Below are 18881 nucleotides of genomic sequence, written 5' to 3'. Positions count from 1 at the left end.
CCTTCATCTCGTCCCAGCCTACGCCAATTCTGCCCCGGACACTAACCTTCCGCGGGCAATTGCGGCAACGCCATCACGGCTTCCGCCTTGTGGCAGGCAGCCAGATGCGTCTCGCCCACCTTGCGTAGCTCAGGCAGAACCTCGCGGCAATGCTGGTCGGCGAGCGCGCATCGCGAGACATAGGGACACCCGGTCGCGGCCGCCGATTGCGAGGCGATCGCCTGGGCCCCGCGCCGCCGCCGGCCGCCGCCGGCGCGCACCCGCGGCACGGCATCCAGTAGCGCTCGCGTATAGGGATGGGCGCAGCGCTCGAACAAATCCTCGGGACGGCCCTGCTCGACGATGCGGCCGAGATACATCACCGCGACCTCGTCGCAGAGATAGTCGACGACGGCCAGGTCGTGGCTGATCAGGACGTAACTCAGGCCGAACTGTTCCTGGAGGTCCTGCATCAGGTTCAAGACTTGCGCCTGCACGGAGACGTCGAGCGCGGAGACCGGCTCGTCGGCGACGATCAGCTTCGGCTGGGTGATCAGCGCGCGCGCGATGGCGATGCGCTGGCGCTGGCCGCCGGAGAATTCGTGCGGATATTTCTCCATGTCGGCATCGCGCAGGCCCACCTGCCGCAGCACCGCGGAGACGCGGGCACGAAGCGTCGTGCGATCAATCGCCTCCAACACGGTCAGCGGTTCGGCAACGATGCGCGCGATGGTCTGGCGTGGATCCAGCGATCCGTAGGGATCCTGGAACACCATCTGGAAATCGCGGCGGGCTCGGCGCAGCTCGTCAGCGGAGATGCGGTTGAGGTCGCGGCCGAGCAGCGCGACCTGCCCCGATGTCGGCCGCTCCAGCGCCATCACCACGCGCGCGAAGGTCGACTTGCCGGAGCCGGATTCGCCGACGATACCGAGGCTCTTGCCGGCGTCGACCCGCACGCTGACACCGTTGAGCGCACGCACCTGCCCCGGCGGGCGGAACACGCTTTCGCGCGGCAGCGTGTAGCGCTGCTCGAGATCCTTCACGTCGAGAAGAGGCGCCGTGCTCATACGGTCAGCGCTCCGACGCGTTCGGCCATGGACACGTCGGTCCGGATGCAGCGCACGAAATGGCCGGGTCCGACGTCCACCATCGGTGGAAGTGCGACCCGGCACTGGTCGATCACGAGTGGACACCGGTCGGCGAAGGTGCAACCGGAAGGCAGATCGGCGAGCTCCGGCACCGTGCCGGATATCGTCGTCAGCCGCGTCCCCTTGCGCGCGCCGAGCTTCGGTCGGGCGCGGAACAGGCCCTGCGTGTAGGGATGTCCCATCCGGCGGAACACCTCGTCGGTCGGTCCGCTCTCGATGATCGTGCCGCCGTACATCACCATCATGCGTTGCACGTTCTCGGCGATGACGCCGAGATCGTGCGAGATCAGGATCATGGACATGCCGCGCTCCTCGACGAGATCGGCGATCAGGTCGAGGATCTGGCCCTGGATAGTGACGTCGAGCGCGGTGGTCGGCTCGTCCGCGATCAGAAGGTCCGGCTCGCAGGCGAGCGCCATCGCAATCGTGACGCGCTGACGCTGGCCGCCGGAAAACTGGTGCGGATAGGCGTCGACACGCCTGGCCGGATCAGGCAGCCCGACGCGGTCGAGCAAGGCGATCGCTTCCTTGCGCGCCTGCGATGCCGAATATTTCCTGTGACGCCGCAGCGGCTCGGCGACCTGGTGGCCGATCGTGTGCATCGGGTTGAGCGCGGTCATCGGCTCCTGGAAGATCATGCTGATGCGATTGCCGCGCAGCCGACAATAGTCCGCGTCCGACAATCCGGCGAGCTCGCCGCCATCCAGCTTGACGCTGCCGGTGACGGACGCGCTGTCCGGCAGCAGCCCCATCAGCGACAACGCGGTGACCGACTTGCCGCAGCCGGATTCACCGACGAGCCCGAGCGTCTCGCCGCGCTTCAGGGCAAAGCTGACGCCGCGCACGGCCTGCGCCGGCCCGCGGCTGGTATTGAGGCGCACGCCGAGATTTTCGACCTCGATCAACGGCATGGTCGAGCGCTCGCCCATTGTCATCGCTCCCGCGCCAGTCGTGGATCGAGCAGATCGCGCAACCCGTCGCCGAGCAGATTGAGACCGAGCACCGCGATCGCGATCGCAGCACCCGGATAGACCGCGAGCATCGGCGACTGGAACAGCAGTGTCTGCGCGTCATTCAACATCCGTCCCCAGGACGGCTGCGGCGGCTGCGTGCCGAGACCGAGATAGGACAAGGCGGCCTCGGCAAGGATCGCGAGCGCAAACTGGATCGTCGCCTGCACGATCAGGATCGACAGGATGTTGGGCAGAACGTGCTCGATGGTGATGCGAAACTTGCCCTTCCCCGCCGCGCGCGCGGCCAGCACGAATTCGCGCGCCCAGATCGCGTTGGCCGAGCCGCGCGTCAGCCGGATCAGCGTTGGGATCTGGAAGATGCCGATGGCTACGATCGAGGTCACCATGCCCGGCCCAACGACCGCGGCGAGCATGATGGCGGAGAGCACGGCCGGAAAGGCGAAGGTGAAATCGGAGAAGCGCATGATGATCTCTTCGGTCCAGCCGCGCTTGGCCGAGGCAATCAGGCCGAGACAGACGCCAAAGGTGAGGCCGATGCTGACCGCGATGATGCCGACCATGATGGTGGAGCGGGCGCCGGCGAGCAGCAGCGAGACGATGTCGCGGCCGAAGACGTCGGTGCCGAGCCAGTGCGCGGCCGAGGGGGGCCGGAGCTTTGACGCGATGTCGATCTCATAAGGCGACCAGGGCGTCCACAGCAGCGACAACAACGCCGAGGCGAGCACCAGCAGGCTCAGCGCGCCGCCGAGCACGAAGCTGCGATGATGCAGCGCGCGGCGCCAGAAGGTCCGGGCCGGCAGAGGGCGCGCGATGGCCGGCGCATCGACGAGGGTGGTCAGCGGCGCGCTCACAGGTCGTGAACCTTGATGCGGGGATCGACGAAGGCATAGAGCACGTCGACCACGAAATTGACGATGACGACCATAGTCGCGAGCAGCATCACGCAGTTGCGCACCACGATGAGGTCGCGGTTGGCGATCGACTGAAAAATCAGGCGGCCGAGGCCCGGCAGATAGAACACGTTCTCGATCACGATGGTGCCGGCGAGCAGATTGGCGAATTGCAGGCCCATCACCGTCATCACGGGGATCATGGCGTTGCGCAGCACGTGACGCCACAGCACCTCGCGCTTGCCGAGGCCCTTTGCGCGCGCCGTGCGGACGAAGTCTTCACGCAGCACTTCCAGCACGGCCGAGCGCGTGACGCGTGCGAGGATCGCGGCCTGCACCACCGCGAGCGACACCGCCGGCAGCAGCAGCGACTTGATTCCGAGCCAGATGCCGTCCTCCCAACCGGGGAAACCGCCCGCGGACAGCCATTGCAGCCGCACCGAAAACAACAGCACCAGCAGGATCGCGAACCAGAAATTCGGCAGCGCGATGCCCACCTGCGTCAGCGACATCACGCCGACGTCGCCGAGCTTGTTGTGGTTGGCGGCGGTGTAGATGCCGGCCGACAGCGCCAGCGTCACGGTGATCAGCATGGACATCATCGCGAGCGGAATGGTCAGCACCAGCCGCTCCGCAATCAGGCTTGCGACCGGCGTGCCGTAGACATAGGAATTGCCGAGATCGCCGACGAGCAGCCCCTTGATCCACTGCAGATAGCGAACCGCCAGCGGCTGGTCGAGCCCGAGCTTGACGGTGAGCGCACGCACCGCGTCGGCCGAGGCATCGGCGCCCATTAGCATCTGCGCGGCGTTGCCCGGGAGAGCATCCAACACCAGGAAAATGATCACGGACGCGCCGACCAGGGTCGCCAGCAAGGTCAGCAGACGTCGGAGGACAAATACGCTCATGCGCTCACGAGCTCCGACGTCGTCCTGGCGAAAGCCAGGACGACACCGACGGGATTGCGGGCGTCATGCCGCATTGGGACAAATACGTTCATGCGCGCTCGGATTCAGGGCTCACTCGCAGCACGATCAACATGTCCGGGCACCGGAGGCAAGTGCTTTGCAAACAAGTCCTTTGCAGCATGTGCCTCACCCCAGCCGGGCCAGCGGGACAGAAGGCCTTGCGACGCCTCGAACAGCGCGCTCACGCGCAGCAAGTCAGCATCGCTGCGGAAGCGGCCTACGAGTTGCAAGCCGATCGGCAGGCCGTCGGGGCCGAAGCCGCAGGGCAGACTGATCGCGGGGTGTCCGGTCATGTTGAACGGCATGGTCCAGGGGAACCAGTGCGGCCGAATGCTGTCGAAATGCGCCCCGTCGATCTCGATGGTGCCGAACAGGTCCTGCTTGATCGGCAGCGCCGTACGGGTGATGGTCGGCGTGGCCAAGAGATGCCCGCGCGCAAGCAGGGATTGCACCCGGCGGAACAGCGCCGTACGCGCGAACATCGCCTCCTGATAGGCGACGCCGCTGACGTCGGTGGCAAGCGCGAGCTGCTTGAGGAAGGCCTCGCTCAGCTGGTCCCCATGTTCGGCCGCGAGTTTGGCAAAGCGCGTGCGCCAGACCGTGTGGTTGATGGCGCGCCAGATCGGCTCGATGTCGAACCCCTCGCCCGAAAACTCCTCGAGCTCGGCACCCAGGCCCGTGAGTCGATCGAGACTCGCCTTGAAGCTGGCTGCGACGTCGGCAGAGACAGGGCGTCCGGGCGGCGACAGACAATACAGGATTTTCTGCCCACGCAGATCGCCGCGCGGAGCGGCCGTGCCGGCGAAGTCCGGCACGGGAACGCCGATCGACCAGGGATCGCAAGGATCCTCGCCGGCCATCGCCTGCATCATCAGCGCGGTGTCGGCGACGGTCCGCGTCATCGGCGTGACGTAGGTCTGGTTGCCGAAGACGTCCAGCGCCTGGCTGTGCGGGATGACGCCGTTACTCTGCTTCAATCCGACCACGCCGTTGCAAGCGGCGGGAATCCGCGTCGAGCCGCCGCCATCGGTCGCGATCGCAAGCGGCGCGATGCCGCTCGCCACCGCCACCGCCGCGCCGCCACTAGAGCCGCCCGACGAGCGCTCGGCGCTCCACGCATTGCGGGTGCGGCCGAACAGCGGCGAGTCGGTCAGGCATTTGCTGCCGAATTCGGGCGTCGTGGTCTTGCCGATCAGGATGGCGCCTTCCGCACGGAGCCGCACAACCGCGACGGCATCCTCGTCCGGAACATTGTCCTTGTAAGGAATGGCGCCGAAACTGGTCTTCACGCCCCTGGTGTTGACGATGTCCTTGACGGTGACGGGGATGCCGTGCAGCAGGCCGAGCGGCTCGCCGGCCATCAGCTTGCGCTCGGCCTCGCGCGCGGCGGCAAGCGCCTCGTCGCCGCAGATCGTGATGAAGCAGTTCAGCTCGGGCTGGAGCGCCTCGGCACGGGCGAGCACCGCACGGGTGAGCTCGACGGGCGAGATCTGCTTTGTCGCGATGAGGCCGCGCAGCATGGTTGCGGATAGCAGGCAAGGATCGCCGTTCATCGTCACATCGCTCCCGAAGCCGGCCGCCGTTGGCCGATAGCATTGACAGCGAGGATGACAGTTTTGTTAACTCGGCGTCCAATACGATTTTGCACACCAACCCATACGTTTTCGGTATGCCAATGGATCTTCGCCGGCTCCGCTATTTCGTCGCCGTCGCCGAGACGCGCAGTGTCGGCAAGGCTGCCGAGCGGCTGCGGATGGCGCAGCCGCCGCTCTCGGTCCAGATCCGCAAGCTGGAGGCCGAGGTCGGCGCGCCGCTGTTCCGCCGTGGCACGCGCGGCATGGATTTGACCGAAGCGGGCCAGGCGCTGCTGGCGCGCGCCGGCGAGGCGCTGGCGCTGGCAGCCGACGGCATCGAAGCCGCGCGCGCGGTCGCGGCCGGCAGCCGTGGTCGGCTGTCCGTCGGCTACATGTTCGTGCTGGCGAACGCGATGCTGCCGCGTCTCATCCCGGAGTTGCGGCGATCCATTCCCGGCGTCGATCTCGATTTCGCCGAGCTCAGTGCCACGACGCGCGAGCAGCGTCTGCTCGACCGCAGCGTCACCGCCGCGCTGTGCATGCCAGCCATCAACCATCCCGAGATTCAGGTGGCCCGAATCGGCGCGCAGCCGTTCATGCTGGCGGTGCCAAACCGTTCGCCGCTTGCGCGCCTGAGCGCGGTGCCAATGACACGACTACAAGGCCGTCCGCTGATCGCGCTGCCGCCGCCGGAGCGGGACCCCTCCTCCTCCGCGGTCGCGGCCCTGCTGCGGCGGCATCAGATCGTGATGCCGATTGCGAGCCGGGTGGAGACGGTGCATTCGGCGATGAGCCTGGTTCTCGCCGGTGAAGGCCTGGCCATCCTGCCCGCCTGCGCCCAGCTCGGCGCGCCGCGCGGGGTCGTATTCCGGACGCTGCGGGATGCGACCGATTCCATCGACATCGCAGTCTGCTGGCGGCGCGACTCCCAGAGTCCGCTGATCCGCACCTTCCTGAAGTGTGCCGAGAAGGCGGTCGCGCGGATGTGACGCGGCCTACGAGCTCCAACTGATCTCGTGGCTCCAGGGCGGATCGGCGCCCGGACGGGTGCAGGTCAGCCCGGCGCAGTTGGCGGCAAACGACAGCGCGCGGCGAAGCTCGTCTGCGCCGATATCCTTAAGTTGCTGTCGGGCGAGACGTCCCTGCTTGTGCAGGGCGAACAACAACGCAGCCTGAAAACTGTCGCCCGCGCCGATGGTGTCGGCGACCACGACTTTGGGGGCGGCGACCTCGATCTGCCCTGCCCCCGCATGCCACGCGATTGCACCGTTGTCCCCACGGGTGATGACGACGAGGCTCGCGCCGCGTGCGAGCAGCGTGCTCGCTCGCTGGTGATACGGCTCGTCGGCGAACAGATAGGCAAAATCGACGTCCGACATCTTGATGAGATCGGCGCTGGCCGCAAACTCGGTCATGCGGGCGAGATAAGCCGGCCTGTCCTTCACGAGGTTGGGCCGGCAGTTCGGATCAAAGGAGATCGTCGAGGACGCTCGTGCGCCCGCGATCAGGGCCCTGGTCTCGGTCGCGCCCTGGTCATTGACGAGCGTGGTCGAGCCGACATGGAGCGCTTCGACGGTCGCGAATGGAATGGAGCCGCGCCGGTAGGTCCAATTCCGCGTCGCGGTCTCGGCGTCGTAGAAGGCGTAATGCGACTCGCCGGCGACGATGCGAACGAAGGCGAGCGTGGTCTGGTGTTCGCTGCGGGTGGCGAGCGCGAGCTCGACATTGGAGGCAGCGGCGTGGTCGGCGATCATGCGCCCGAACATGTCCGTCGAGATCCCACCGACAAAGCCGGTCGGCGCGCCGAGCCGCGCCATGCCGATTGCGACGTTGAGGCAGGAGCCGCCGACCGCCGGCATCACCGCTTCGCGCCTGTCGGTGTTCCGCGTCGGGACGAAATCGATCAGCGCGTCGCCGCAGGAAATCAACATCCGATTCAACCTCCGGCCATTCCACGCATCGCGACGCGGCTGCCGCGATCGACCTCGCGCAGCAATCTGTAGACCTCGCGCTTGCGGGCGTGGAAGGCGGCGATGTCGGGCGTGGTCGGCTCGCTTTTCCGTCCCAGCGCCGACATCTTTGCCATGGTCTCCCCGATCGAGGCGTAGGCGCCACCGGCGACCGCGCCGAGCATGGCAGCGCCGAGCAGCACCGGCTCCCCGGTCTGCGGCAGCGCCACGGTGAGGCCGGTCGTATCGGCCATGATCTGCCGCACCAGCGGACTGCGGCTTGCGCCGCCGCCCATGATCATGATGCTGGAGTGGACGCCATGCGCGGCAAAGGCCTCGATCACCTCGGCAAGCCCATAGGCGAGACCGCAGAGGCCAGCGACGAAGAGCCGCTCCATCGAGGCGATGTCGGTGTCGAGATCGAGGCCTGCGATTACCGCGCGCGTTTCAGGGTCGGCATAGGGCGAGCGGTTACCGATGAACTCGGGAAGCACATGGACATCGCGGGCCAGCAGCGCGGCGCGGCTGGCGCCGCCGGCGCGCGCGATGATGCGGCGTTCGAGGAACTCGATGAGGTCGAGACCCTCGTTGCGCGCGGCGGCGCTCGCCTCGGCGTGGCCGGGATGCGATTTGAGAAGATGGTCGATCGCGGCGCCCGCAGCCGACTGCCCGCCCTCGTTAAGCCAGAAATTCGGCACCATGCCGGAGTAATAAGGACCCCACACGCCCGGCACGAAGCACGGTTCTTTCGTCGTCGCCATGATGCAGGCCGACGTTCCCATGATGTAGGCGAGACGGTCGCCAACGTCGCTCATCCCGCCCGATCCGTCGCGGCCGCCGATTGCGCCAATGCCGCCGGCATGGGCATCGATCAGGGACGCTCCGACCGGTGTGCCCGGTGACAAGCCAAGATCGGCAGCTGCCGTACCGGTTAGACCGGCGCCGAGCCGCGTGCCGGGCGCGACGATCTCGGTGCCAATGCGGGCGTATTTCTCGTTGACGAAGTCCGACAGGCCGATCCGCTTGAAGAATGGCGCGCTCCAGCCGCCACCGTCATGGGCGAGATAGTTCCATTTGCAGGTGACGGTGCAGGTCGAGCGTTGCAGCGAACCGGTGGCGCGCCAGGTCAAGTAGTCTGCCAGATCGAAAAAGTGCCCTGCAGCGTCGAAGCTCGCGCGCATATGCCGCTTCAGCCACAGCAGTTTCGGCATTTCCATCTCTGGCGAGATCGAGCCGCCGACATAGCGCAGCACGGCGTCACCGGTCTCGTTGATCAGCCGCGCCTCGGCCGTGGCGCGGTGATCCATCCAGACGATGACGTTGCGCTGCCGGTCGCCGGAGGTGCTGATAGTGAGCGGCCCGCCTTGCCGGTCGAGCACCACGAGGGAGCAGGTGGCGTCGAAACCGATACCGCCGACGCTGTCGGGCGCGATTGCAGCTTCCGCCATCGCGGCCCGTACCGACGCCGTGCAAGCGTCCCAGATATCCTGGGACGACTGTTCGACGATGTCACCCGCCTCGTGCCATATCCTGATCGGATGCCGTGCGATCGCCAGCAAGGTGCCCGCCTCGTCGAACACCCCTGCCCGCGTGCTATTGGTCCCTACATCGACGCCGATATACGCTCGCGGCATTGTCGCCCCCGGAAGCTCTCGTCAGTTTTGACGCAAGCCTACCAGCAAGTGTAGCCGCCATCCACCAGCACGATGCTGCCGGTCATCAGGCTCGCGGCCTCGGAGGAGAGGAACAGCACCACCGAGGCGATCTCCTCGACCTGCCCCATCCGCGCCATCGGGGTTCCACCGATCCAGGCGTCGTACATTCTCGGATTGCTCTTCACGAAGGCGTTGAGCGGCGTCTCGATGTAGGTCGGCGCCACCGCGTTGACGCGGATACCGCGCGCGCCCCATTCGGCGGCCAGCGATTTCGTCAGATGGTGCACGCCGGCCTTGGACGCATTGTAGAAGCACTGCTCCTGCGGCTTGTTGACGATGAAGCCGGACATCGATCCGACATTGACGATGGCGCCGCTCTTCGCCTTGAGCATGTGCTTGCCGAACTCACGACAGCACCAGAAGGTGCCGTTGAGATTGACGTCGATCACATTGAGCCAGTGCTCGTCGGTCACGGTCTCCGCGGCTGTCTCGCTGCGGGCGATGCCGGCGTTGTTGACGAGGATGTCGACCTTGCCGTGGCGGGCGACGAGGTCGTTGGCCACTTCCGCCACGCGCCTGGTGTCGGTGACGTCCATGATCGCCGTCTCGATGTCGTAGCCCTTCGCCTTCAGGCTGGCTTTCGCATCATCGGCGACCTTGCTGTCACGATCGCCGATGACCACCCTGGCGCCGGCTTCAGCCAGCGCTTCCGCGCAGGCGAGCCCGATGCCCTGCCCGCCGCCGGTGATGAACGCCGTCTTCCCGTTCAGCTTGAATTTTTCCAGGTACATGTTGTTCTTTCCGATTCTTGTCTTTTTTGCCGGTTCTTGTCAGAGCCTGACCGCGTTGCCGCTTGCGTCGAAGCGATGGATGCGCGGGGGCTCCGGCACCAGCGATACATGGTCGCCGGCGTGCAGGCTCAATTCACCGATGTAGCGCGCCGTCAGCATGCCGAGCGGACCGGCATCGACATAGAGGAAGGTGTCGCTGCCGAGATGCTCGGCCACCGCGATCGTTCCCTGCCAGCCGCCGGCACCGTCGCGCTCGATCTTGAGATGCTCCGGCCGCACCCCGATCGTTGCCGCGCCCTTCTGCAGGGCGTGCTCGCCGGTGACGAAGTTCATCTTGGGCGAGCCGATGAAGCCGGCGACGAAAAGGTTGGCCGGCTTCTCGTAGAGCTCCAGCGGCGAGCCGTATTGCTCGATCTTGCCGCCGTTAAGCACCACGATCTTGTCGGCCATGGTCATGGCCTCGACCTGGTCGTGGGTGACGTAGACCGCGGTGGTGCCGAGCTGCTTCTGGAGCCGCGTCACCTCGATGCGCATCTGCACACGCAACGCCGCGTCGAGATTGGAGAGTGGCTCGTCGAACAAAAACGCCTTGGGCTCGCGGACGATGGCACGCCCGATCGCGACGCGCTGGCGCTGGCCGCCGGAGAGCTCGCGCGGCTTGCGGTCGAGATAGGGCGTGAGGTTCAGCGTCGCGGCGGCGGCCTCGACCTTGCGGTTGATCTCGTCCTTGGCCAGCCCCGCCATCTTCAGGCCGAAGCCGATGTTGCCGCGCACGCTCATATGCGGATAGAGCGCATAGGACTGGAATACCATCGAGAGCCCGCGTTTGGCCGGTGGCGTGTCGACCACGTTTTTGCCGTCGATCAGGATCTTGCCGCCGGAGACGTCCTCGAGCCCCGCGATCAGCCGCAAGAGCGTGGTCTTGCCGCAGCCCGATGGCCCCACGAACACCACGAACGACCCGTCGGCAATCTCCAGGTCCGCGCCCTTGATGATGTGCACGGGGCCGAAGGATTTCTGCACGTCCTGAAGTGTGATCTGACCCATGATCCGGCAGCCCTTCCTACTTTACCGCGCCAAAGGTGAGCCCGCGCACGAGCTGCTTCTGGCTGAACCAACCGAGGACGAGAATGGGCGCAATCGCCAGCGTCGACGCTGCCGACAGCTTTGCCCAGAACAGCCCTTCCGGGCTCGAATAGGACGCGATGAACGTGGTGAGCGGCGCAGCGTTCGAGGTCGACAGATTGAGCGTCCAGAACGCCTCGTTCCAGGCCAGGATCAGGTTCAGCAGCATGGTCGATGCGAGCCCCGGGATCGCCATCGGCGTCAGGACATAGACCAGCTCGCGGCCGATGGTGGCGCCGTCCATGCGCGCGGCTTCCAGGATGTCGCGCGGGATCTCCTTGAAATAGGTGAAGAGCATCCAGATCACGATCGGCAAGTTTCCGAGGCACAGGATGAAAACCAGGCCGATGCGGGAATCGAGCAGGCCGAAGGACTTGTAGATCAGGTAGATCGGCACCAACACGCCGACCGGTGGCATCATCTTGGTCGAGAGCATCCAGAGCAGGATGTCCTTGGTGCGCTTGGTCGGCGAGAACGCCATCGACCAGGCGGCGGGGATCGCGATCAATAGCGCAATGAGCGTCGAACCGCCGGCGATGATGATCGAGTTCATCGCGTGGAGGAAATAGTCGCTGCGCTCCTGCACGGTCGCGTAGTTCTCGGTGGTCCAGTGGAAGAACAGGAAGGACGGCGGAATCGCGAAGGCCTCAAGTTCGGTCTTGAAGCTCGCCAGCACCATCCAGAGGATCGGGAAAAAGATCAGGAAGCCGAAGAACCACGCCCCGATCGTCGAGACCACCACCCGCCGCCTCGTCGCCATCCGCGCCATGTCTCATGCCTCCAGATTGCGGCCGACGATGCGGACCAGGAAGAAGGCTACGACGTTGGCGATCACGACAGCGACGAGGCCGCCCGCCGAGGCGGTGCCGACATCGTACTGGATCAGTGCCTGCGAATAGATCAGGAAAGCGATGTTGGTGGTCGACAGTCCTGGGCCGCCACCCGTGGTGACGTAAATTTCGGCAAAGACGGTGAGCAGGAAGATCGTCTCGATCAGGATCACCACCGTGATGGGACGCGCGAGGTGCGGGAGCGTAATGTAGATGAAGGTCGAGACCGCGCTGGCGCCGTCCATTTCGGCGGCTTCCTTCTGCTCCTCGTCGAGCGACTGCATCGCAGTGAGCAAAATCAGCGTGGCGAACGGCAGCCATTGCCAGGACACGATCAGGATCACCGCGAGCAGCGGCGCGTCGGTAAACCAGTCGATCGGCGTCAAGCCGAACAGCGACGCGATCCAGGCAAACAGCCCGGACACCGGATGCATCAACAGGTTCTTCCAGACCAGTGCGCTCACCGTCGGCATGACGAAGAACGGCGCGATCACCATCAGCCGCACGATGTTGAGGCCGATCACGGGCTGGTCGAGCAACAGCGCCAGCGGAATTCCGAGCAGGACGGTCAGCGCCAGCACCGAGCCGACCAGCACCAGCGTGTTCTGGAGGGAGGCGAGGAACGCGGGATCGGTGAGGAAGTAGCGGAAGTTTTCCAGCCCGACGAATGATTCCGAGCCGGGATCCAGCAGGCTGTAGTGCAGTGTCGAGAAATAGAGCGTCAGCGCGAGCGGGACGATCATCCAGATGAACAGCAGTCCGACGGCCGGCGTCAGGAGCATCCGTGCGAGAAGCTGCGTCTGCCGGGTTGCCATTCTAGGCTTCTCCGCTTGCGGGAAGACGGCGGCCATCCATCCTTAGCGGTGGATGGCCGCAAGTCTGAGCTCAGGAGGGAGAGTTCGATCTCACTTGATGTAGCCGGCGCGCTTCATCTCGCGCTCGGTTGAGGATTGCGCCGCGGTGAGCGCGGCATCGACCGTCATCGATCCCGCAAGCGCGGCCGAGAACTGCTGGCCCACCTGCGTGCCGATGCCCTGGAATTCGGGGATCGCGGCATATTGCACGCCGACATAGGGCACCGGCTTCACCGTCGGCTTGTTCGGATCGGCGGCATCGATCGAGGCCAGCGTCAGCTTCGCAAACGGGGCGACCTTCAGATATTCGGGGTTCTGGTACAGAGAGGTTCGGGTGCCCGGCGGCACGTTGGCCCAACCCTCCTTTGCGGCGACGGTCTTGGTGTAGTCCTTGCTCGTTGCCCAGGCGATGAACTTCTCGGCGGCTTCCGCCTTCTTCGAACCCGCGGGGATCGCGAGATTCCAGGCCCACAGCCAGTTGGCGTTCTTGCCAAGGCCCGTGTTGGGCGCGAGCGCGAAGCCGACCTTTTCGGCGACCTTGGAGTCCTTCGGATTGGTGACGAAGGACGCCGCGACCGTGGCATCGATCCACATTGCGCACTTGCCGGCATTGAACAGCGCGAGGTTCTCGTTGAAGCCGTTCGAGCTCGCACCGGGAGGGCCGGCCTGCTTCATCAGGTCGACATAGGTCGTGAGGGTCGCCTTCCATTCCGGCGTGTTGAACTGCGGCTGCCACTTCTCATCGAACCAGCGTGCGCCGTAGGAATTGGCCATGGCGGAGAGGAACGCCATGTTCTCGCCCCAGCCGGCCTTGCCGCGCAGGCAGATGCCGTAGACGCCGGCGCTCTTGTCGGTGAGCTTCTTGGCGGCGTCGATGACAAAATCCCAGGTCGGCTTTTCCGGCATCTTGAGGCCGGCCTTGTCGAACAGGTCGGTGCGGTACATCACCATCGAGCTCTCGCCGTAGAACGGCGCGGCGTAGAGCTTGCCGTCGACCGAGACCGCATCCTTGATCTTGGGCAGGAGGTCGGCGACGTCGTAGTCGGCGCCGAGATTGGCCAGCGGCACCAGCCAGCCCTTCTTGGCCCAGATCGGCACCTCGTAGGTGCCGATCGTGAGGACGTCGAACTGGCCGCCCTTGGTGGCGATGTCGGTGGTGACGCGCTGGCGCAGCACGTTCTCTTCCAGCGTCACCCATTTGACGCTGATATCGGGGTTCTTCTTGGTGAATTCGGCCGTCAGCCCCTGCATCCGGATCATGTCGCCGTTGTTCACGGTGGCGATCGTCAGGGTCGTTTCAGCCATCGCGGGGACGGCCAGCAACAGGCAAGACGCGCCGCAGACGGCGCCGAGGACGTGTTTCACGGTGACCTCCCTAGAATCGCGCTTTTGAGCATATGCCCACGCGTTGGGCGTATGTTCGACTGAGGGCGGGCCGTTGTCAAGCAGGCGCAAAGCTGTTCGCGCAACTTATGAGTGCTGCGGTGCGGGAGATGGGCTGAGCTCTCGTCTCCCACCCAGTGTCTTGCCCCGCGAAAGCGGGGCATCCAGTACGCCGTGTCGTCTATTGGTTTGCCCCAAGAGGAGCCGCGGCGTACTGGATCGTCGCCTGCGCGGACGATGACAGTGTGGTGTGGGGAAAGACCGCCTGCCTCCCCGGCACGAAGAGCGAGCCGCCTCAGCGCTCCAGAATCGCCCTTGCCGTCGCCTCGTCCGTGATCAGGCCGTTGATCAACCGTCCATTCAACGCCGCAGCAATCGCCGGCACCTTGGCCGCGCCGACGGCGGCGCCGATCGTCGTGGTCTTCGCGGGCACTTCCGGCGGGATGCTGGTCAGGCGCCTGTTGGTGCCGGCCTTCAGCAGGCGGCCCTTGGAATCATAGGCCCAGCCGGTGATCTCGCCGATCGCCCCTTGCCGCATCATCTCGAACAATTCGTCGCGGGTGACGAAGCCGTCGACATGGACCTGCGCCTTCTGGTCCATCTGACCGATGCCGACGAGGCGCAAATCCGCCTTGGCTGCGACGGCCTTCACCTTCGCGATCGGCTCGATCCGGACCATTTTGTTGCGCTCATCCTCGGATGACATCAGGAACGGCAGCGGCATCGGATAGTGCCGCGCGCCGGTGCGGTCGGCAAGCCGGCCGACGGTGTCGTAGAAGCTCGCCGAACCGTCGGCGGAGATATTGCCGACCAGCGAGACGATCTGGTGGTTGGGCCGGTCAATCGGCGTGACGCGCTCGACCGCGGCGCGCACGGCGCGTCCCGTGCCGAGCGCAACGATGACGGGGGTTTCCGAACGCAGCGTGGAATCGAGCAGATTGGCGCAGCGTTCGGCAATGCCCGCCGTGGCCTGCGGCGCGGCGGGATCCGCCGGCACCACCTCGCAATGGGCGAGGTCGAAACGTTCCTTCAACCGCGCCGCCAGCTCCATGCACGCGGCGATGGGATGTTCGAGCCGGAAGGTGATGAGCCGCTCGGCTAGACACAGCGACACCAGCCGCTGCGCCGACGCGCGCGACACCTGGAGCATCTTCGCGATCTCGTCCTGGGTGTGACCGGCAATGAAATAGAGCCAGCCGGCACGCGCGGCGTCATCGAGCCTGGACTTTTCGTTCTCGGCGGCCATGGCAGGCGTCAGGCGTCCTTAGAAATCGATCATGCGCGCGAAGACCCGGTCGGCCCCCGCACCCGACAGTATAGCCTGCCCGTCGCGTCCGCGATAATGGCTGCCGCCGGCAAATCCCCAGACCATCATGCCGGCCGCCTTGCCCGCCTGCACGCCACTCGCACTGTCCTCGATCACCAGCGTGCGCGCAGGTTGCGTGCCCATCTGCTCGGCCGCGTACAGAAAGAGATCGGGCGCCGGCTTGCCATGCCTGACCATCTGCGCGGTGTAAATCCGGCCGCCGAAATGCGCCCGCAGGCCGGTAACGTCAAGGGAGAGCGCGACACGGTCGATGTCGCTGGACGAGGCCACGCAGAATGGTGACCGCAATTCCGATATCACGGTGGCAATATCCGCGATCGGCTGAAGTGATCCGGCGAACGTGCTCAACACATGCGACTTCAAGCGCGGCAGAAAGCCGTCCGGCACGACCTGCCCGAGATCACGATAATGCTGCTCGACCGCTTTCGTGCTGCGTCCGAGAAAGAGCTCGAGCGCCTGCTCCGGGCTCAGCGCGATGCCGCATTCGGCCAGCACGTCGGACAGGCACCGACAGCTCAACAGCTCACTGTCGACCAGCACGCCGTCGCAGTCGAAGATGATCAGATCGGGTTTCGGCCGGCCCTGGTCCATCCCGCCATTCGATCATATACCCATAGCATGGGCAATAGCTCACCCCCGAGATCGGAACGCCGCACCCTTTCCTGAATCAGTGCGCCACCTGCCGGTAAATCGCCGGCAGCGCCGCGGGCAGTCGGCGGATGTTGCCGACGATGGCGTAGCCGCCGCGCCCGAACAGCGTCGGGAAATAGGATTGCGCGGTTGCGTCCACCGTGACGCCGAAGGCGGCGATGCCGAGCCGGCGCGCCTCCTGCACCGATTTGCGGGTGTCCTCGACCGCGAAGCGGCCTTCGTAATGATCGACATCGTTCGGCTTGCCGTCGGTGAGGACGAGCAGCAGCTTCTTGCGCTGGGGCTGACGCGTGAGCTCGGCCGAGGCGTGGCGCACCGCCGCGCCGATCCGCGTGTAATAGCCGGGCTTCAGCGCGCCGATACGACGCTCCACTGTCCCGCTCATCGGCTCGCCGAAGGCCTTGACGGTCTCAAGCCTCACCCAGGATCGCCGGCGCGAGGTGAAGGTCAGGATGCTGTGGTGATCGCCGCAGGCCGACAGGCCGTGCGCGAGCACGAGTAGCGCCTCCTTCTCGACGTCGAGCACGCGATGGCCGTCGACCCAGGCGTCCGTCGAGAGCGAGACGTCGACAAGCAGCGTGACGGCGAGATCGTGCCCCTGCGGGCGCATCGCGACATGGATGCGATCGAGACCGCCGCCGCTGCCGGCGCGAAGATCGCAGCGGGCGCGCACGAGCGCGTCGAGGTCGAGGTCGTGTCCGTCAGCCTGGGCGCGCATCAATTCGCGGCGCGGCCGCAAGATCTCGAAGCGCTGCCGCACCTGACGGATATGCCGGCGCATCGTCTCGTCGGGCGACCAGGTCTCGCCGGTCTCGGACGCGGCGCCCGCGAGCACGCGACAGTGATCGGAGAGGTAGGAGCTGCTGCGGTAGTCCCATTCGGGATAGGTGAGGTCAGCCTTCAGCGGCGAGGCATCGAGGGCTTCCGGCGGCAGGTCGAGATCGAATTTGAGCCGGCTCGCCGGCTTGCCGCTGCGGCGGCTCAGCGTCATCTCCTCGAGATCGTCGGCGGCCTTCTGCGCGTCCTCATCCTCGCTGTCGTCAGCCGGACGGTCGACATTGACCATCTCGGCCATTGCGAGAATCTTTTCGAAGCGGTTGAGCACGAAGGGATCGCGGCGGTTGGGGTTGTCCCCGCGCTCGCGCACGGCAAAGCGCTTGCGATTATCCTGGGCCACGGCATTCGCGCCCGGTGCGCACGCATCGCCGCCCGCATGCGCGGGCGAGAGCTCGCGCGTCCAGCAATCGCCCCAGAGCGGACACGGCAGCACCGAGCGATAGCCCGGCGGTGCCTTGTCCGGCAGCGGACCTGTCCCCATCATCGCCGGCCACAGCCGGCTTGCGGACGCCTTTCCGGCCCCGAGCAAGGCGAGAGCGATCTGCTCGATCTCCTGCTCGAGACGCGGCAACGGACGTCGCGGCCGGGCCTTGGCCATTGCTGCGGCGAGCCGCGCGTAATCGGCGGCGAGCCCGGGAAACTGCGTGAGCACGAAGACCGCCGTCTCGCTCGCCCGGCGCAAGACCAGAAGGTCCCGCCGCAGCGGATCATCCTCCGTGATCGTCTCGATCGGCGCGACCGCGAACCACGCCGTAAGCCAGCGATAGAGGCATGTGTTGAGGCCGCGGTCGGCAAATATCGCGATGCGATCGGGAAGGAAGATGGTCGCGGCGTCGCGGCCCGGCTGTTCGAGACGTTCGTCTCCAAGGCCGATGCGTTGCCGCCAGCCGGGCCGATGGCCCGCCCTGCGTGCGCCCGCGCTCGCGATCTGAACGCCCGTCTCGCCGCCAAGCGCACGGAACATCACCGCGAGCCGGCCTCTGATGTCCGCAAGTGCCACCGCGTGATCATCGTGAACCGGATAGCTCGCGGTGCCGCCGACCATCCGATGCCAGGCGCGGCCGACCGTCTCCTCAAGTTCGAGGAAGTCGAGCATGGAACCTGCCTCACCCGATCACGGCGCGCGCGACATCCAGCAGCGCCGCCTTGACGTCGGAATCGTCGGTCAGCGGCTCGATCATGCCGGCGAGCACGGCATCGGCGATCGAGACACCCGCCGCGATCAAGGTCGCGCAATACACCACGAGCCGGGTCGAGACGCCCTCCTCCAGATCATGCCCCTTCAACGCCCGCAGGCGTCCGGCAAGCGCGACCAGCGGCCGTACGCGATCCGGTGGCAGCCCGCTCTCGGCCGACACCACCGCAATCTCCTGCTCGGCTGGCAGGAAGCCGAACTCGATGGCGACGAAGCGCTGCCGCGTCGATGGCTTCAACGCCTTGAGCAGGGTCTGGTAACCGGGATTGTAGGAGACGACGAGCATGAAGCTCGCGGGAGCAGCGAGCTCCTCGCCGGTTCGCTCCAGCGGAAGGATACGGCGGTCATCGGTGAGCGGATGCAGCACGACGGTGACGTCCTTGCGGGCTTCCACCACCTCGTCGAGATAGCAGATGCCGCCCTCGCGGACCGCGCGCGTTAATGGACCGTCGGTCCACACGGTGTCGCCGCCCCTCAGCAGATAGCGGCCGGTGAGATCGGCGGCGGTGAGATCGTCGTGGCAGGCGACGGTGTGGAGCGGCAAGCCCAGCCGCGCCGCCATATGCGCGACGAAACGCGTCTTGCCGCAACCGGTCGGCCCCTTCAGCAGGACCGGAAGCCGGTGCCGCCAGGCGTGCTCGAACAGGGCACACTCGTTGCCGCTTGCGACGTAGGCCGGTAGCGCGGGTGCGGGCGCGGCCAAGGCGTGAAGGGCTGCTTTCATGATCTCTCTCCGTAGATGTCTGAAGCG

17 protein-coding genes are annotated in these 18881 nt (G+C 66.0%); 1 reads left to right on the top strand and 16 read right to left on the bottom strand.

Annotated features, from left to right (window positions below):
- Positions 1-41: 41 nt before the first annotated feature.
- From AC0L2F_RS20770 to AC0L2F_RS20750, 5 genes are all read right to left on the bottom strand, one after another.
- The gene (locus tag AC0L2F_RS20770; RefSeq protein WP_473249666.1) at positions 42-1046 is read right to left on the bottom strand and encodes an ABC transporter ATP-binding protein; all 1005 of its coding nucleotides are present in this window, start codon (positions 1044-1046) and stop codon (positions 42-44) included.
- On the bottom strand, positions 1043-2056 hold the full coding sequence (locus AC0L2F_RS20765; protein WP_473249665.1) for an ABC transporter ATP-binding protein: 1014 nt from the start codon (positions 2054-2056) through the stop codon (positions 1043-1045). Before AC0L2F_RS20765 ends, AC0L2F_RS20770 begins: the two co-directional genes overlap by 4 nt.
- Positions 2057-2058: 2 nt before the next feature.
- Complete coding sequence (locus tag AC0L2F_RS20760; protein WP_007608475.1) at positions 2059-2952, bottom strand: ABC transporter permease; 894 nt, start codon at positions 2950-2952, stop codon at positions 2059-2061.
- Positions 2949-3899 (bottom strand): ABC transporter permease, encoded by a 951-nt coding sequence (locus tag AC0L2F_RS20755; protein ID WP_063992992.1) that lies wholly within the window; start codon positions 3897-3899, stop codon positions 2949-2951. The genes AC0L2F_RS20760 and AC0L2F_RS20755 overlap by 4 nt, the downstream gene beginning before the upstream one ends.
- Positions 3900-4003: 104 nt before the next feature.
- Positions 4004-5512, bottom strand: coding sequence for an amidase (locus tag AC0L2F_RS20750; RefSeq protein ID WP_473249664.1), 1509 nt, complete (start codon positions 5510-5512; stop codon positions 4004-4006).
- Positions 5513-5634: 122 nt separating this feature from the next.
- On the opposite strand from AC0L2F_RS20750, the gene AC0L2F_RS20745 reads away from it, so the two are divergent.
- Positions 5635-6522: a LysR family transcriptional regulator gene (locus AC0L2F_RS20745; RefSeq protein ID WP_473249663.1), complete on the top strand. Its 888-nt coding sequence runs from the start codon at positions 5635-5637 to the stop codon at positions 6520-6522.
- Between the two features lie 6 nt (positions 6523-6528).
- Here AC0L2F_RS20745 and AC0L2F_RS20740 read toward each other — a convergent pair whose 3' ends face one another.
- The 11 genes from AC0L2F_RS20740 to AC0L2F_RS20690 form a co-directional block, all read right to left on the bottom strand.
- On the bottom strand, positions 6529-7464 hold the full coding sequence (locus tag AC0L2F_RS20740) for a carbohydrate kinase family protein (protein WP_473249662.1): 936 nt from the start codon (positions 7462-7464) through the stop codon (positions 6529-6531).
- Positions 7465-7469: 5 nt separating this feature from the next.
- Entirely contained in the window at positions 7470-9116 is a 1647-nt protein-coding gene (locus AC0L2F_RS20735; RefSeq protein WP_473249661.1) for an FGGY-family carbohydrate kinase, read from the bottom strand.
- A 38-nt stretch (positions 9117-9154) separates the two neighbouring features.
- The gene (locus AC0L2F_RS20730) at positions 9155-9928 is read right to left on the bottom strand and encodes an SDR family NAD(P)-dependent oxidoreductase (protein ID WP_473249660.1); all 774 of its coding nucleotides are present in this window, start codon (positions 9926-9928) and stop codon (positions 9155-9157) included.
- A gap of 39 nt (positions 9929-9967) precedes the next feature.
- Positions 9968-10975, bottom strand: coding sequence for an ABC transporter ATP-binding protein (locus tag AC0L2F_RS20725; RefSeq protein ID WP_007608462.1), 1008 nt, complete (start codon positions 10973-10975; stop codon positions 9968-9970).
- A gap of 16 nt (positions 10976-10991) precedes the next feature.
- Positions 10992-11822, bottom strand: a complete 831-nt coding sequence (locus AC0L2F_RS20720; protein ID WP_473249659.1) for a carbohydrate ABC transporter permease — start codon at positions 11820-11822, stop codon at positions 10992-10994.
- Between the two features lie 3 nt (positions 11823-11825).
- Entirely contained in the window at positions 11826-12698 is an 873-nt protein-coding gene (locus tag AC0L2F_RS20715) for a carbohydrate ABC transporter permease (protein ID WP_473249658.1), read from the bottom strand.
- 90 nt (positions 12699-12788) lie between these two features.
- On the bottom strand, positions 12789-14102 hold the full coding sequence (locus tag AC0L2F_RS20710) for an ABC transporter substrate-binding protein (RefSeq protein ID WP_473249657.1): 1314 nt from the start codon (positions 14100-14102) through the stop codon (positions 12789-12791).
- 313 nt (positions 14103-14415) lie between these two features.
- Positions 14416-15366: a sugar-binding transcriptional regulator gene (locus AC0L2F_RS20705; protein ID WP_456652408.1), complete on the bottom strand. Its 951-nt coding sequence runs from the start codon at positions 15364-15366 to the stop codon at positions 14416-14418.
- 18 nt (positions 15367-15384) lie between these two features.
- Positions 15385-16038, bottom strand: a complete 654-nt coding sequence (locus AC0L2F_RS20700) for an HAD family hydrolase (RefSeq protein ID WP_473249656.1) — start codon at positions 16036-16038, stop codon at positions 15385-15387.
- 76 nt (positions 16039-16114) lie between these two features.
- Positions 16115-18031, bottom strand: a complete 1917-nt coding sequence (locus AC0L2F_RS20695; RefSeq protein WP_473249655.1) for a nitric oxide reductase activation protein NorD — start codon at positions 18029-18031, stop codon at positions 16115-16117.
- A 10-nt stretch (positions 18032-18041) separates the two neighbouring features.
- On the bottom strand, positions 18042-18854 hold the full coding sequence (locus AC0L2F_RS20690) for an AAA family ATPase (protein ID WP_473249654.1): 813 nt from the start codon (positions 18852-18854) through the stop codon (positions 18042-18044).
- Positions 18855-18881 lie beyond the last annotated feature (27 nt).

The organism is Bradyrhizobium sp. Ken64, from assembly GCF_055807555.1.
The sequence above is the reverse complement of the archived record's forward strand: the minus strand, read 5'-3'. Positions and strand labels throughout refer to the sequence as shown.